Here is a 13,405-nt window from a genome sequence, read left to right as displayed (position 1 = left end):
TGGTTGCGTCCGAGCAACCGCATAGTCGACGCGCCTCAACAGTCCGAGAGCATGCTCTGTCGGGAGGAGTCGGTCAAGAGGTCGCACACAACTATGGCGGCATACATAGGAGGTATTGCTCGGCCATGCGCCTGTGGTCCCCATCAGCATCCCAGGAATGGGCAAGGCGAGACCGTGGCTCTGCGGCCGTGGCGTGGTGTTCGGTTCGTTTATGTTCAAATATGTGAAGCCGTGGCTGGGTTCAGCCCCAACGGCTTGCGGATCGGCCCGCTCGCTTCCGACACGCCCCGCCCTGCGGGCCGAGGGCGGGCGAACCCTGGAGAGTGAATCCCACGCGAGTACGCGGGTAGCCGGGGCACCACGACCCGGACGCCCGCAGCACTGCGGGCGGACCGTCGAACGAAAAGGACACCACTGTGAAGCACCTCAAGCTGCGCGACCTGGACGTCTCCCGGATCGGCCTGGGAGCGATGGGCATGTCCCACGGCTACACCGGCGCCGGAACCGACGATGCGCAGTCGATCCGCACCATCCACCGCGCCTTGGACCTGGGTATCACTTTCATCGACACCGCCGAGGTCTACGGTCCCTACACCAACGAGGAGTTGGTGGGCCGGGCCCTCAAGGGGCACCGCGACCAGGTGGTGCTCGCCACCAAGTTCGGCCTGATCTCCCACACCGGCCGCGAGAGCGGCCCGGACAGCAGCCCGGCCAACGTCCGCGCCGCCGTCGAGGGTTCGCTCAAGCGCCTGGGCACCGACCACATCGACCTCTGCTACCAGCACCGCGTCGACCCGGGCACCCCGATCGAGGAGACCGTCGGCGCGCTGGCCGAGCTGGTCGCCGAGGGCAAGATCCGGCACATCGGCCTGTCCGAGGCCGGCCCGGACACCATCCGCCGCGCCCACGGCGTCCACCCGGTCACGGCGGTGCAGTCCGAGTACTCGCTGTTCACCCGCGACCCCGAAGCCCGTGTCCTGCCCGTGCTGCGCGAACTGAACATCGGCTTCGTCCCGTTCTCCCCGCTGGGACGCGGCTTCCTGACCGGCACCATCCGCTCCACCGGGCAGTTCGACCCCAGCGACTTCCGTGCCGACAACCCCCGCTTCACCGGCGAGAACTTCGAGCACAACCTGCGCCTGGCCGACCAGGTCGCCGCCATCGCGGCCGAGACCGGCGCCACCCCTGCGCAGGTGGCGCTGGCCTGGCTGCTGGAGCAGGGCGACTTCATCGCGCCCATCCCCGGCACCCGGCGCGTGGCCCGGATCGAGGAGAACGCCGGCGCCGACTCGGTCCGCCTCACCGACGACCAGCTCGCCCGGCTCAGCAGCATGCCCCCGGCGGCCGGCGACACCCACAACGAGGCCGGCATGCGGATGATGGAGCGCTGAAGACCGGGAGCAATCCGCGCGCGTCGCACCGGACCTCGCTCGGTGAAGCTCGTCGAAGCGGGCTGCGCACGCCGCGTTCCTCCGACGCTGGCGGGGGCGTGCCCCGTCCGAGCGCGGCGAGTTGCTGCTGCGCGGCGCCGACGTCCTGGCTGCCCACTCCGCCGAGCTCGCCGAGCTGGTGTCCCTGGAGAACGGGAAGCACCGATGTGCCGTCATCGACGCCCGGCCGCGGACCCCGTGATCGGCGGGGGAGCGTCCCGCATCGACCCGGCGGGGCCCGGCGACCGCTGGTGGCCGGGCCCCGCCGGGGTGGTGTCGTCGGGTCAGACGGTGGCGGCCAGGGTGACCTCGATGTTGCCGCGGGTGGCGTTCGAGTAGGGGCAGACCTGGTGCGTGTCCCGCAGGAGCTGGTCGGCGGTGGCCTGGTCGAGGCCGGGCAGGTGCGCGGTGAGGCCGACCGCCAGGGTGAACCGCCCGTCGTCGATGGAGAGCAGGCTCACCTCGGCGGTGACCGTCGACCCGGGCACGGGGGTCTTCCGGCCGGCCGCGATCAGCCGGAGCCCGTTGTGGAAGCAGGCCGCGTACCCGGCGGCGAACAGCTGCTCCGGGTTGGTCTGTTCGCCGCCGGGGCCGCCCATCTCCTTGGGGACCGTCAGGTCGGCCTCCAGGATGCCGTCGGGCGTGCGAACGTGGCCGTTGCGGCCGTCGCCCGTCGAAATCGCCTGGGTGGTGTAAAGCGTGGTCGTGGGCACGTTCGGTCTCTTTCGTTCGGTGGGGAGTGCAGCGCCGATCGGCGCCGCGCGATGCTTCGCGCGAGGAGGTCGGCGGAGTTCAGGAGGGCGCAAGGGCGGCCGGCCCGGACGACGACGGGTCGCCGTAGTCCCGCAAGCCGACGGCGGCGGGGGTGAGTTGGGCGCGCCGGCTCGACCGGAACTCGCCGAGCACCGAAGCGCCGTGGGATTGAGCGGTCATGCCGTTCAGTATTGGGCGGACCGCACGGGCGTGCCTGCCCCTGCCAGGGTCAGGCACGGATGCGCAGCGGAAGGCGGCCGTCGCACCGGACCGCCGGCCGGTGTGACGGGGCGTCAGGCCCGGGCGGCAGTCGCCGGCGGGGGCAGGGTCTCCCGGTGGGCCCGCGCCGTGGCCATCAGTGCGTCGAGCGCCTCCCTGGTGCGGGTCAGCTCGGCGATGTGGTCGCAGAGCCGGTCGCGCTCCTGGGCCATCCGTTCCAGCGCGGTGTCGGAGTTCTCGGTGCTCGGCGAATCGACGCACGGCAGCAGTTCGGCGATGGTGCGGCTGGACAGGCCTGCGGCGTACAACCGCTGGATGAACCCGACCCGTTCGATCTCGCCGTCGGTGTAGTGCCGCTGCCCGCTGGGACTGCGGGTGCTGGTCAGCAGCCCCTGCTCCTCGTAGTACCGCAGGGACCTGACGCTGACTCGGGCCCGTGCCGCGAGCTCCCCGATCCGCATGCCGTCCTCCTGGTCGTGACCTGCGCCACACAGCTTGCCTCTGACGTCAATGTCAGGTTTTAGCGTAGCTGCAGTGCCCGACGGACGGGCGCCGCGGTGCACGAAGGAGCCCTACGGTGACGACCCTTTTCGACAGCCATCGGCTTGGTGAACTGACCCTGCCCAACCGGGTGGTGATGGCCCCGATGTCCCGGGTCCGGGCCGCCGCCGGCGGTCTGGCGACCCCGTCGATGGCGACGTACTACGCTCAGCGCGCGACGGCCGGACTGATCGTGACCGAGGGGGTGCAGCCGAGCCTGATCGGGCAGTCCAATCCGGGGACGCCGGGGCTGCACACGGCTGAGCAGACCGCGGCCTGGCGCCCGGTGACCGCGGCGGTGCACGCCAACGGCGGACGGATCTTCGCCCAGATCATGCACGGCGGGCGGGTCTCGCACCCCGACACCACCGGGTACCAGCCCGTCGGGCCTTCGGCCGTCCCCGCCACCGGCGAGGTGTTCACCCCGACCGGGCCCCAGCCCATGCCCGTGCCCCGTGCGCTGGAGACCGCCGAGGTGCCCGAGCACGCCCGGTCGTTCGCCGAGGCCGCCCGCCGCGCCGTCGACGCCGGGTTCGACGGCGTGGAACTGCACGGCGCCAACGGCTTTCTGATCTCGCAGTTCCTCTCCTCCAACGCCAACCTGCGCACGGACCGCTACGGCGGCTCGGTGGCCAACCGGATCCGGTTCGCCGTCGAGGCCGCGGCCGCCACCGTCGAGGCCGTCGGCTCCGTCAGGACCGGCATCCGCCTCTCCCCGGGCGGCACTTTCTTCGGAGTGGCGGAGGAGGACGTGCCCGAGCTCTACGCCGCCCTGCTGGCCGAGCTCGCCCGCCTCGACCTGGCCTACGTCCATCTCGAGGCCACCACCGAGGAGGAGGTGCTCCTCGACCTGCGCCGTGCCTGGCCGGGCACCCTCATCGTGAACCCGACGTTCCCGCTGGGGCCGAAGCAGACCGGCCGGACCGAGGCGGACCACTGGCTGGGGCTGGGCGCCGAACTGATCAGTTTCGGTCGCGCCTTCATCGCCAACCCCGACCTCGTCGAGCGGCTGCGGCTGGGGGCGCCGATCGCCCCGGTGGACGAGGCCACCTTGTACCAGGGCGGCGACGCGGGGTACCTGACCTACCCGGCCTATCAGCACGCGAGCTGACACTGCGTGGCCCCGTGGCCCCGTGGCCCCGTGGCGCCGAAGGCCCGGGGCCACGGGGCCAGCCGGAGGTCCGGGACGACTCGTCTTGCCGGATCGGCACGAGGAGTCGTCCCGTGCGCGCCCGTCCTCGCATGACGGAAGCGCTGATCGCGGCGGCCGGCCGCCCACCCGAACGCCTCGGTCAGCCGATGTGCACGTCCACCGTGGTGAAGCCGAGCGAGCGCAGCAGCTGTTGGAGCGCGTTCCTGGTGTTCTGCTCCGCGTGCTCCAGCAGGCCCGAGGACTTCGCGGCGTTCTGGATCCGCTGGGAGGCCAGCTGCTCCACCTGCTGCTGGTTGCCCGGGTTGCCGGAGAAGAAGTCGCCGATCCGGTCGAAGAGGCCGCGCTCCTGGGAGTAGACGTAGGACTGCTTGGGGTCCAGCGCCACCTGCCCCAGCTGGGCGTGCGGCAGCGAGATCGTGACGCTGCGCCGGTCGGCGGAGACCGATACGCCGGAGCCGGAGACCTGGCCGAGGTCCACGTAGGCCTCCACGCTGCCGGCCGCCACGTACAGCGTCCGGTGGCCGAGCAGGCCCGGGGGCAGGAAGGCGGCCTCGTGGTCGAGGTCGACCACCAGCTGGAAGTTGCCGCTGGCGGCGGTGTAGCGGCTCATGTCCTGGATGGACTTGAGCAGCACCGGCTGGCTGCGGTCGGTGGTCTTCTCGGCGAACGGGTCGGGCAGGCCCGGCAGCAGGTGGAGCGAGGCCGAGGCGAGCAGGACCGCGGCGATCGCGGCCAGGGTGATCGGCAGGCCGACGTACCAGGGGAGCCGGCGGCCTGCGGGTGCGGGTGCGGGTGCTTGGGTGTCCGGAGTGGCTCTCCGGCTGGGGCGGCGGAACACGGCGATCTGCCTCCTTGGGGGGAACTCCTCGGGTCTGCACGTCGCATGAGCGTCGGTCAGGCCGCCAGGACGGGTTCCCCGAACCCGGGCGGTCAACGCTTCCGGGTGACTGGCTGTTTGGACTCGCCTGAGCGGGAACCCGAACGCGAGTTGCACGAACCACTCGCCCTGCCCACCGACGAAGCCTGCGTGAACATCACCCGGCACCGACGCGGCAGACTCGTCCGCCAAGGCACTCTCGTGCCCCAACCGGAGTGTCGGCGTTATCGTTGGCCGGTGAACGGCAACCTTGAGACGTTCCAGGCGGAGCTGGCCGCCAGCGGGTTTCCTCCGCTTGTCAACAAGCTGGCCGGGGCCGACTTCCAGGGCCGGATCGCCACCCGGAACCTCGGGCCGCTGCGGCTGGTCTCCCTCACCACGCCCGAGAGCTCCTGCATCGGGCGGGAGCGCGCCGCCTGCGACGGCGAGAACCTGGCGATCAAGGTGATGACCTGGGGCCGGACGCGGATCAAGCAGGGGCGCGACGATGCCGAACTCGGGCCGGCCGACCTGGTGCTGCTCGATCCCACGCGTTCGATCCGGTTCGAGAGCACCGCCGCGGCGCACGTCACCATCCTGGTTCCGCGCCGGGAGCTCCGGATCCGGCCCGCGCAGATCGACCGGCTCATCGGCGCACGCATCGACGGCAGTCACGGTCCGGGCGCTCTCGTCTCCGTGCTGCCTCGGGAGTTGGCGCGTTCGGCGACCGAGTTCCGCGAGGCGGAGGCGCTGAGGTCGGCGGCGGCCGTCGTCGAGCTGATCGCGGTCGCGCTGGAGGCCCGGCTGGGCGACGGACAACCGGCTCCGGACGAGCGGCTGCGGGACCGGATCTCCGGCTACATCGAGGCCCGGCTGGCTGATCCCGATCTGTCCCCGCCCAGCATCGCCGCCGCCCACCACATGTCCGTGCGCCGGCTGCACAAGCTGTTCGAGGATCAGCCGCTCACCGTAGCGGCCCTGATCCGCCGTCGCCGCCTTGAGCGCTGCCGGGCCGAGCTGACCGGAGGCGGACGTACGGTCACCGCCGTGGCCGCCCGGTGGGGATTCTCCGATCCCGCCCATTTCAGCAAGCTCTTCAAGCTGACGTACGGCTACAACGCCCGTGCACTGGTAACCAGCAACCGTGCACGGGCGACCAAGACGCGCACGGCCGGCCCGGAACAGGATGGTGGGCACCAAGGCCGGCAATAGATGGGAACGTCATGGCGAAGGTAAACATCGTCCGCCCCGGTGAGGGCGAGATCCTCGGCAGCGGGGCGCAGCAGATTCGGATCCTGGAGAACGGCGAGCACACCGACCACCGGCTGGGGTTCGCCGAGGTCACTATTCCACCGGGCACCCCGAGCCCGTTGCAGCACCGCCACGCCCAGCACGACGAGGGCTTCTACGTGCTGGCGGGAACGTTCCGGTTCACCGTCGGCGAGGACCAGTACGACGCCGGGCCGGGCACCTGGGTCATCGTGCCGACCGGGGCGCCGCACACGTTCGCCAACGTCGGCGACGAGAACGCGGTCATGCTGAACACGTTCACGCCGGACCTGTACGTGCAGTACTTCCGCGACTTCAAGGCCATGATCGATTCCGGGCAGCCAGTCAACGCCGAGACCATGAAACCGCTGTGGAAGAACTACGCCACCGAGATTTCGGACGAATACGCCTCGTGAAGCGCCTTCGGTACGAACGCTACGGCGGACCGCCGCGCTGCCGACCTCGGGGGCGGCAGGACCCGTTCCCGGCAGCGCCCTCGCATGAGGGAAACGCTGGACGTGTCACAGCGCGTCAGCTGGGCGCCTGCGGCCACGGGGTGCGGGTCGGCCAGGCAATTTCGTGCAGCAGGGCGATTGCGTCCGACAGGTCTCGGGCCGGCGTGCGGCAGCTGCGGCGTGCGGTGCGGACCTGCCAGGTGCCGGCGCCGTCCAGGTGGGCAGCGCCGAGGCAGACGGGTCGGGTGATGTCGGTGACGTCGGTGATGGTCAGCGTTCCATCGGCCCCGGTGGCCCGGTAGCGGCGGCCCATGCATTTGACGACGATGACGCACGGCGTCAACTCGGTGGCGTAGCTTGCCGAGCCGGGTGAGGGTGCGCCAGCGGGTTCCTGGGCCGGGAGGAGGTGCTTCAGCATCCGAGAGCCCGTCACTTTCGGTTTGTGCATCGTGCCTTGACGTCACCATAGCGCGGTCGGCAGTGCCTCGTGCCCCGTCCAGGCGCCCTTCCCCGATCCGGCGGCCCGGCGCATGCTGGTCCCCGGCAGGGACAACGGCGTCCCGCCCACGGGGGTGACATGGACGATCGGGACCTGTTCGAGCGCATCACCCGCGCCGTCCGGCCGGCGCTGGCGCAGGGGCGGGTCGCCAGCTACATCCCGGCGCTGGCCGCGGTGGACCCGCGCCGGTTCGGCCTGGCGATCGCGGACACCGACTCGCGGACAGTGCCGCGCGGGACCGGGGACTGGCAGGTGCCGTTCTCCATCCAGTCGCTGTCCAAGGTCTTCACCCTCGCCCTGGTACTGGCCGCCGACGGCGAGAGGCTGTGGAGCCGGGTGGGCAAGGAACCCTCGGGCGCGGCGTTCAACTCCCTGGCGCAGCTTGAGCGTGAGCAGGGGATCCCGCGGAACCCGTTCGTCAACGCCGGGGCGCTGGTGGTCACCGACCGGCTGCTGACCCTCACCGGGGACGACCGCGGCACCCTGCGCGACTTCCTGCGCGCGGAGAGCGGCAACCCCCGCATCGACTTCGACGCCGAGGTCGCCTGGAGCGAGAGCCGCCACGGACACCGCAACGCCGCCCTGGCCCACCTGCTCGCCGACCACGGCAGGCTCGACAACCCCGTTCCCGACGTTCTTGACCACTACTTCTGGCAGTGCTCCCTCGCCATGAACTGCCGCGATCTGGCCCTGGCCGCCGGCTTTCTGGCCCGGCACGGCCTGCGCGCGGACAGCACCCGCCTGCTCACCAGCAGTGAGGCCAAGCGCGTCAACGCCGTCATGCTGATCGGCGGCACCTACGACGCAGCCGGCGAGTTCGCCCACCGCGTGGGACTGCCCGCCAAGAGCGGCGTGGGCGGCGGCATCATCGCCGTCATCCCCGGCCGCTGCACCCTGTGCACCTGGGGCCCCGCGCTGGACGCCCACGGCAACTCCATCGCCGGCATCACCGCCCTCGACACCCTGACCACCGTCACCGGCTGGTCCATCTTCTGAGGAGGCATACCCCGCCGGCCGGCGAACGAGTCCGGGCACAGCAGTCGAGAGGTGCATCCCCGAAGGCTGGGTCAGAACGAGACACAGGCCCCAGGGATGACGGCGGGTCGGGTCCCGCCGCACAGCGGAGGGCGGTGCGGGCGCCACCGGCACCCTCGGCCGGTGAGGCCGACCAGCAGCGTCAGGTGCGGCTGGTGAGGCCCCGCAGCAGGTAGTGCAGGCCTGCGTCCACGGCGGCCTCGCGCTCGGCGGCGGACCTGAACGGCTGCAGGTTGAGCAGGATGGTGGCCAGGCCGTGGACGGTGGCCCAGCTGGCCATGACGGCCGCGTCCGTCTCCTCGGCCGGAAGCAGGCCCGCCTCGGTCAGGCGCCGCAGGGCTGCGATGAGCAGCGTGTCCGGCTTCGGGCGGTCCTCGCTCGCGAAGTCCCGCTGCTTCTCGCCGCGTCCAGGGGTGCCGACCCCGTCGGGATTGCCGTCCATGGCGATCCGGAACAGGCCGGGCTGGTCGAGCGCGAAGTGCACGTAGGCGCGGCCGACTTCGCGCAGGTGGACCTCGGCCGCCCCCGGTGCGTCGGCGGGTTCCTCGACCTGGGCGAGGTGCGACAGCATGGCGGCGGCCATCTCGCGCAGGGCGTGCTGGGCGACCGCGGACTTCAACTCGGCCAGCGTTGCGAAGTGCGTGTAGACCGCGTTGGGGGCCACGCCCACGATCCGGGTGACCTCCCGCAGCACGATCGCCTCGGGGCCGCCCGTGCGGGCCAGCTCGGCCCCGGCCCCGACGAGCGCGGCCCGGAGGTCTCCGTGGTGGTAGCTGGAGCGGGTGCGCGTCGAACGAGTGGCCATGCCGTCGATCTTGGCACGGACACTCACCTCGGGCCAGCAGTTCATTCCGGGACGGGGGTGGCCCGGACCTGGGAGCGCACCTGTCCGGCGCCCGAGGAGAAGCGCAGACCCGGCAGGTTGCGGCGGCGGATCATGAGCTCGGCCACGACGATGTTGGGCAGCCAGCACAGGAACGGGACGGCGGCATACGCGTTGTCGAACATCTGTTGGTCCGTCGCATGGCTGCCGACCAGAGCCTGTGCGCCGATGAGCAGGCCGAGCCAGAGCCGCAGGGTGGGGGCGGCGAAGGTCAGGGCGAAGCTGCGGATCATCCAGGCCCGGTGCTCGGCCACGTCGCGTCCGCGGATCGCGCGGTAGCCGCGGTAGGTGGTCCACGCCCACAGCACTGCGAGGCTGCCGAAGCCGAACAGGCCCACCAGCCCGGCCTGGCTGACGAACGACATCACGAACGCCGCGACCGAGCCGACCGCGATGGCGAGGACGTAGGTGCGCCCGATCCAGCGGTGGAGCGTGGGCCACCGTCGGCGGATCGCCCGGACGAACTGGAACGGCCCCACGGACAGGGCGACTCCGGCGAAGACGATGTGCAGGTAGAAGGCGAGCTGGATCGGCAGTGCACGCTGGGCGTAGTTGCTCGCCAGCCCGACGTGCTGAGCGCCGAGCGTCTGCAGCCCGGCGGTTGCGTACTGGCCGACGAAGTAGCCCGTGACGGCAAGTGAGAACACGGCCATGAAGGTCCAGTTGAGCCGGGGGTTGCCCCGGCGGCTGTCCTTTCCGGTGGGCCTGTCCTTGCTCGCGGGCGGAGTCTTCGCTGTCGGTGTGGTGGCCACGGCGGTGCCTCTCTCAGGGAAGGCGGAGGTGCGGAACCATCGATCTGGACGCTGTCCAGATTAGGGAGTGTGCTCTCGACGTGTCAATGCACCTGGAGGGCAGGTCGGCGTCAGGAACCGCCTGCCGGAGGCGTCGTGCCGGTGTCGGTCCGACCGGGCAGCGCCGGTCGGACCGACCGTCCGATGGTCAGTCAGAGCCCGCGGGCAGCTCGAACCCGAGGGAGGTCAGGGCCTCCTCGGCGGCCTGCTGGTCCTGCTCGTACGTGCCGCCCGAGATGCCGAGACCGCCGGTGCACCGGCCGTCCTCGATGATCGGGTAGCCGCCGCCGACGGCCATCAGGCGCGGGTGGCCGGCCAGGGGCGCGACGCGCGGGTTGGCCAGGTAGTCGTTCCACACGTGGGTCGGGGTGTGGAACGAGGCCGCCGTCCAGGCCTTGTCGAGGGCGACCTCGACGGTGAGGAAGGGTGCGCCCTCGGCGCGGTCGAAGGCCATCAGGTGCCCGCCCTGGTCGGTGACGGCGACCGCCGCACCGAAGCCGATCCGCGCGGCCGCCGCGTGCACCGCCGCGATGAGCGCGCCGGCGGCGCCCTGGGTGATCGAGCCGGTCGGGCCGGACTTCTGAAGTGCGTCGGTGGTCATGAACAGTCTCCTGCGTTCCTGTGCGGTGGCGCTGCTGTCGCCCGGCCCACCGCAGCGGTGAGCCGGGCGTGGGGGTTGCGCGGGTGACGCGGATGAAGACGGACTTCAAACCTCTTGCGAGGGAGGTCAGTTGGCGACGGTCAGGACGAGCTTGCCGCGGGTGCGGCCGGCCTCGCCGCGGGTGTGGGCCGCACCCGCCTGCTCCAGCGGGAAGGTCTCCGCCACCTCGACGGCGATCCGGCCGGCGTCGATCAGGGCGGCGATCGTGGTCAGCGCGGCGCCGTCCGGCTCGACCAGGAACGGAGTGACCCGCACGCCGGCCGCCTGCGCCGCCTGCGCCAGCTCCGGGGAAACGCCGGCCGGGATGGCGACCAGCAGACCGCCGGGGCGCAGCACCGTCAGCGAGCGGGTGCTGGTGCGGTCGACGTCGTCGCCGACCAGGTCGATGACGACGTCGACGTCCTTGACGGCCTCCTCGAAGCGGGTGGCGGTGTAGTCGATGCTCTCGTCGGCGCCGAGCTCCGCCAGCCAGGGGTGGCGCGCCGCGCTGGCGGTGGCGATCACGTGCGCGCCCAGGTGGCGGGCGAACTGCACCGCGAAGTGGCCCACCCCGCCGGCGGCAGCGGTGACCAGGACGCGCTGACCGGCCGTGACCTGGGCGGTGTCGACCACGGCCTGCCAGGCCGTCAGCGCCGCCAGCGGCACGGCGGCCGCGTGCACGTGGTCGAGGGTGGCCGGCTTGCGCGCCCACTGGCGGGCCGGCGCGGTCACGAACTCGGCATAGGCGTTCGCGACGCGCGGGAACCACGGCATCCCGTAGACCTCGTCGCCGGCCTTCAGCGTGGTCACCCCGAAGCCGACCTCCTCCACCACCCCGGACACGTCCCAGCCCAGGGTGAACGGCGGCTCGCCCAGCAGGCCCGCCATGCCGGTGCCGCCGCGGGTCTTCCAGTCCACCGGGTTGATCCCGGCCGCGTGCACCCGCACCAGCACCTCGGTCGGCAGCGGCACCGGGCGCGGCACCCGCTCGACCCGCAGCACCTCCGGGCCGCCGAAAGCGTCCTGGACCACCGCGCGCATCATGTCTGCGGACATGCGTCATCTCCTGAAAGAGCACTCTGCGAAGGGCCGTTGGCGGGCCCTCCCTCGACGTCGACGACGCTATCCCCGTGGGTATAGTTACCTTCAAGGTTCAGTACTTCCCATCGGGAAGTGACCTGGTGAGGAGCCCACGCATGACGACCACCTGCCCGAGCGGCCAGCACGCGCACCACGACGTCTACGCCGCCCAGTGCCCGTGCCGCGCCCTGCTCGACCTGCTCGCCAACAAGTGGTCGGCCCTCGCCATCGGCGCGCTCGAGGACGGCCCGCAGCGCTTCGGCGAACTCCAGCGCAAACTCCAGGGGGTCAGCCCCAAGGTGCTCACCCAGACCCTGCGCCGCCTGGAGGACTTCGGCATCCTCGACCGCACCGTCTACCCCGCCGTGCCGCTGCACGTCGAGTACTCGCTCACCCCGCTCGGCGAGAGTGCCGCGGTCCCGCTCAACCATCTGCGCAACTGGGTCGAGGAGAACATCGACCACGCCGGCCGACCCGAGCCGGTGGCGCTGTAGCGGGCAGCCAGTACCCCGTCAGGGCAGCGGCACCGCGTGAAGGCAGGTGTGGCGGCCGGGCCCCGGCAGCGCGGTGAGCGGCCTCGCCGCCTCTCCGGCGACCGCCACCCGGAAGGCGCCCGCCTCATCCGCGTACACCGGCTCCCCGGCAGTGGTGAACTCGCCGGTGAGGTGGACGACGACGACCTCGGGCGGCACGTGCCGGCCGGGCGGGCCGGGCAGGGTGACCGCGTAGCGCCGGGGGCTCTCCATGGCTCGCCACACCTCATCCGACCCGTGGTTCGGTGCCGGCCAGGGCGGCGCGGACGCTGTCGTGGATGGTGAGTACGTCGTCGGCACCGGTGATCTCCAGCAGTCGGCAGGTCTGGGCAGGGGGCGCCGCCAGCACGAGGGGGATGCCGGCGGCGCAGGCGGCGATCCGGGCCCTGAGCAGCGCGTTGAGGCAGGTGGAGTCGCAGAAGGTGAGGCCGGCGAGGTCGACGACCAGCAGGGGCGGGCGCTCGGCCACGGCGCGCTCGAGCGCGCTCTCCAGCGGTCGGCGCTGGTCGTGGTCGACTTCGCCGTGCAGGTGGAGGATCTGGGCGGTGTCGCGGATGGTCGTGGTGGTGATCCGCAGCAGCGGCGCCGGGACACTGGTGTTCTCGAAGTGCGTGCCGTGCCGGGGGGACATGGAGGCTCCCTTCCAGCCAGGAGAGGCGTCTGTGCGCGAGCCTGTCCCGGGGCCCGTGGCCGCGGCCGCGTCCAGGGGGCTGCGTCACCGGCTGTGAGGGCCCGGCCCGGTCTTGCTCCCGCGCTCGCGGACCGGGCCCGCTGCTTCAGGCGGCGGCGGCCAGGTCCGCGCGGCCGAACAGCAGCGCGTAGCCGCGGGGCAGTTGGGCGAGGAGACGGTCGGTGAGGTGGTCGTCGGTGAGAGTGGTGAGGGCGGCCAGGACGGAGGAGGCGTCCCAGCGGGCGGTGGTGAGGCTGGTGCCCAGGGTGTGGGCGAGGGTGTCGACGAAGGCGGGGGCGGTGACGGGGTGGGGCAGCGGGATCTGGGCAGTGAAGACGGCGCGGGCCCGCTCGGGCAGGACGGCGGCCAGGTCGCAGCGTTCTTCGCCGGTGAGCTGGGAACCGAGTAGGGCCAGCACGGCGTCCAGGACGCGTTCGGCCTCCTCGTCGCTGGGGTAGCGGCCTCCGGTGCGGACCTGGTGCAGGAGGCGGCGGTAGCGGATCATGGCGGGCGGCCTTCCGGAGTCGGGGTCGCGCGGGCGGCGCGGCAGCATGGGCAAGGGTGCGGCGGGGCGGGGCGAGGCGGGGCGAGACGGGGCG

18 protein-coding genes and 1 pseudogene are annotated in these 13,405 nt (G+C 72.0%); 7 read left to right on the top strand and 12 right to left on the bottom strand.

Annotation, left to right across the window (positions count from 1 at the left end):
• Nucleotides 1-416 precede the first annotated feature (416 nt).
• Nucleotides 417-1,391 carry an aldo/keto reductase gene (locus C7C46_RS22010; RefSeq protein WP_110671622.1) on the top strand — a complete coding sequence of 325 codons (975 nt, stop codon included), beginning with the start codon at nucleotides 417-419 and terminating at the stop codon, nucleotides 1,389-1,391.
• A gap of 70 nt (nucleotides 1,392-1,461) precedes the next feature.
• Nucleotides 1,462-1,632 (top strand): annotated as a pseudogene (locus C7C46_RS22005) (aldehyde dehydrogenase family protein); the annotation flags it as partial.
• An 82-nt stretch (nucleotides 1,633-1,714) separates the two neighbouring features.
• On the opposite strand, the gene C7C46_RS22000 reads toward C7C46_RS22005, so the two are convergent.
• The 3 genes from C7C46_RS22000 to C7C46_RS21995 form a co-directional block, all read right to left on the bottom strand.
• Nucleotides 1,715-2,143 (bottom strand): organic hydroperoxide resistance protein, encoded by a 429-nt coding sequence (locus C7C46_RS22000; protein WP_110671620.1) that lies wholly within the window; start codon nucleotides 2,141-2,143, stop codon nucleotides 1,715-1,717.
• Nucleotides 2,144-2,222: 79 nt separating this feature from the next.
• Nucleotides 2,223-2,363 (bottom strand): hypothetical protein, encoded by a 141-nt coding sequence (locus C7C46_RS35205; RefSeq protein ID WP_181442460.1) that lies wholly within the window; start codon nucleotides 2,361-2,363, stop codon nucleotides 2,223-2,225.
• A gap of 113 nt (nucleotides 2,364-2,476) precedes the next feature.
• Complete coding sequence (locus C7C46_RS21995) at nucleotides 2,477-2,863, bottom strand: MerR family transcriptional regulator (protein ID WP_110671619.1); 387 nt, start codon at nucleotides 2,861-2,863, stop codon at nucleotides 2,477-2,479.
• A 116-nt stretch (nucleotides 2,864-2,979) separates the two neighbouring features.
• Here C7C46_RS21995 and C7C46_RS21990 point away from each other — a divergent pair, with 116 nt between their 5' ends.
• A complete protein-coding gene (locus C7C46_RS21990) occupies nucleotides 2,980-4,053 on the top strand; it encodes an alkene reductase (RefSeq protein ID WP_110671618.1) in 1,074 nt (357 codons plus the stop codon).
• Nucleotides 4,054-4,234: 181 nt separating this feature from the next.
• Here the strand turns inward: C7C46_RS21990 and C7C46_RS21985 are convergent, their stop codons facing one another.
• Nucleotides 4,235-4,933, bottom strand: coding sequence for a DUF4230 domain-containing protein (locus C7C46_RS21985; protein WP_181442459.1), 699 nt, complete (start codon nucleotides 4,931-4,933; stop codon nucleotides 4,235-4,237).
• Nucleotides 4,934-4,978: 45 nt separating this feature from the next.
• Between C7C46_RS21985 and C7C46_RS21980 the strand changes: the two genes are divergently transcribed.
• Nucleotides 4,979-6,163, top strand: coding sequence for a helix-turn-helix domain-containing protein (locus tag C7C46_RS21980; protein ID WP_245984695.1), 1,185 nt, complete (start codon nucleotides 4,979-4,981; stop codon nucleotides 6,161-6,163).
• 11 nt (nucleotides 6,164-6,174) lie between these two features.
• Complete coding sequence (locus tag C7C46_RS21975) at nucleotides 6,175-6,636, top strand: cupin domain-containing protein (protein ID WP_110671616.1); 462 nt, start codon at nucleotides 6,175-6,177, stop codon at nucleotides 6,634-6,636.
• Between the two features lie 115 nt (nucleotides 6,637-6,751).
• Here C7C46_RS21975 and C7C46_RS21970 read toward each other — a convergent pair whose 3' ends face one another.
• Entirely contained in the window at nucleotides 6,752-7,093 is a 342-nt protein-coding gene (locus C7C46_RS21970; RefSeq protein WP_146259172.1) for a hypothetical protein, read from the bottom strand.
• A 159-nt stretch (nucleotides 7,094-7,252) separates the two neighbouring features.
• Between C7C46_RS21970 and C7C46_RS21965 the strand changes: the two genes are divergently transcribed.
• On the top strand, nucleotides 7,253-8,170 hold the full coding sequence (locus C7C46_RS21965) for a glutaminase (RefSeq protein WP_110671614.1): 918 nt from the start codon (nucleotides 7,253-7,255) through the stop codon (nucleotides 8,168-8,170).
• A 181-nt stretch (nucleotides 8,171-8,351) separates the two neighbouring features.
• On the opposite strand, the gene C7C46_RS21960 is transcribed toward C7C46_RS21965, so the two are convergent.
• The 4 genes from C7C46_RS21960 to C7C46_RS21945 form a co-directional block, all read right to left on the bottom strand.
• The gene (locus C7C46_RS21960; protein WP_146259171.1) at nucleotides 8,352-9,014 is read right to left on the bottom strand and encodes a TetR/AcrR family transcriptional regulator; all 663 of its coding nucleotides are present in this window, start codon (nucleotides 9,012-9,014) and stop codon (nucleotides 8,352-8,354) included.
• 41 nt (nucleotides 9,015-9,055) lie between these two features.
• The gene (locus C7C46_RS21955) at nucleotides 9,056-9,844 is read right to left on the bottom strand and encodes a DUF2306 domain-containing protein (RefSeq protein ID WP_220040669.1); all 789 of its coding nucleotides are present in this window, start codon (nucleotides 9,842-9,844) and stop codon (nucleotides 9,056-9,058) included.
• Between the two features lie 187 nt (nucleotides 9,845-10,031).
• A complete protein-coding gene (locus C7C46_RS21950) occupies nucleotides 10,032-10,484 on the bottom strand; it encodes a GlcG/HbpS family heme-binding protein (protein WP_110671611.1) in 453 nt (150 codons plus the stop codon).
• Nucleotides 10,485-10,610: 126 nt separating this feature from the next.
• Nucleotides 10,611-11,579 carry an NADP-dependent oxidoreductase gene (locus C7C46_RS21945; protein WP_110671610.1) on the bottom strand — a complete coding sequence of 323 codons (969 nt, stop codon included), beginning with the start codon at nucleotides 11,577-11,579 and terminating at the stop codon, nucleotides 10,611-10,613.
• Between the two features lie 140 nt (nucleotides 11,580-11,719).
• On the opposite strand from C7C46_RS21945, the gene C7C46_RS21940 reads away from it, so the two are divergent.
• Nucleotides 11,720-12,097: a winged helix-turn-helix transcriptional regulator gene (locus tag C7C46_RS21940; RefSeq protein ID WP_110671609.1), complete on the top strand. Its 378-nt coding sequence runs from the start codon at nucleotides 11,720-11,722 to the stop codon at nucleotides 12,095-12,097.
• Between the two features lie 18 nt (nucleotides 12,098-12,115).
• Here the strand turns inward: C7C46_RS21940 and C7C46_RS21935 are convergent, their stop codons facing one another.
• The 3 genes from C7C46_RS21935 to C7C46_RS21925 form a co-directional block, all read right to left on the bottom strand.
• Entirely contained in the window at nucleotides 12,116-12,349 is a 234-nt protein-coding gene (locus C7C46_RS21935) for a DUF6296 family protein (RefSeq protein WP_110671608.1), read from the bottom strand.
• A 13-nt stretch (nucleotides 12,350-12,362) separates the two neighbouring features.
• Nucleotides 12,363-12,767 carry an STAS domain-containing protein gene (locus tag C7C46_RS21930; RefSeq protein WP_110671607.1) on the bottom strand — a complete coding sequence of 135 codons (405 nt, stop codon included), beginning with the start codon at nucleotides 12,765-12,767 and terminating at the stop codon, nucleotides 12,363-12,365.
• A 145-nt stretch (nucleotides 12,768-12,912) separates the two neighbouring features.
• Nucleotides 12,913-13,405, bottom strand: a 493-nt coding sequence (locus C7C46_RS21925; RefSeq protein WP_342775422.1) for a DUF2267 domain-containing protein, incomplete at its 5' end; no start/stop codon positions are given.

Origin of the sequence: Streptomyces tateyamensis (genome assembly GCF_003205575.1) — a bacterium.
Taxonomy (GTDB): domain Bacteria; phylum Actinomycetota; class Actinomycetes; order Streptomycetales; family Streptomycetaceae; genus Kitasatospora; species Kitasatospora tateyamensis.
Note: the sequence above shows the minus strand (reverse complement) of the source record. Positions and strands in the feature narration are given on the sequence as shown.

Coding starts and splice junctions, on each gene's coding strand:
- C7C46_RS35205 (WP_181442460.1), bottom strand. CDS start 2,363: ATGACCGCTCAATCCCACGGCGCTTCGGTGCTCGGCGAGTTCCGGTCG.
- C7C46_RS21995 (WP_110671619.1), bottom strand. CDS start 2,863: ATGCGGATCGGGGAGCTCGCGGCACGGGCCCGAGTCAGCGTCAGGTCC.
- C7C46_RS21980 (WP_245984695.1), top strand. CDS start 4,979: ATGAGCGTCGGTCAGGCCGCCAGGACGGGTTCCCCGAACCCGGGCGGT.
- C7C46_RS21975 (WP_110671616.1), top strand. CDS start 6,175: ATGGCGAAGGTAAACATCGTCCGCCCCGGTGAGGGCGAGATCCTCGGC.
- C7C46_RS21970 (WP_146259172.1), bottom strand. CDS start 7,093: ATGCTGAAGCACCTCCTCCCGGCCCAGGAACCCGCTGGCGCACCCTCA.
- C7C46_RS21965 (WP_110671614.1), top strand. CDS start 7,253: ATGGACGATCGGGACCTGTTCGAGCGCATCACCCGCGCCGTCCGGCCG.
- C7C46_RS21960 (WP_146259171.1), bottom strand. CDS start 9,014: ATGGCCACTCGTTCGACGCGCACCCGCTCCAGCTACCACCACGGAGAC.
- C7C46_RS21950 (WP_110671611.1), bottom strand. CDS start 10,484: ATGACCACCGACGCACTTCAGAAGTCCGGCCCGACCGGCTCGATCACC.
- C7C46_RS21945 (WP_110671610.1), bottom strand. CDS start 11,579: ATGTCCGCAGACATGATGCGCGCGGTGGTCCAGGACGCTTTCGGCGGC.
- C7C46_RS21940 (WP_110671609.1), top strand. CDS start 11,720: ATGACGACCACCTGCCCGAGCGGCCAGCACGCGCACCACGACGTCTAC.
- C7C46_RS21935 (WP_110671608.1), bottom strand. CDS start 12,349: ATGGAGAGCCCCCGGCGCTACGCGGTCACCCTGCCCGGCCCGCCCGGC.
- C7C46_RS21930 (WP_110671607.1), bottom strand. CDS start 12,767: ATGTCCCCCCGGCACGGCACGCACTTCGAGAACACCAGTGTCCCGGCG.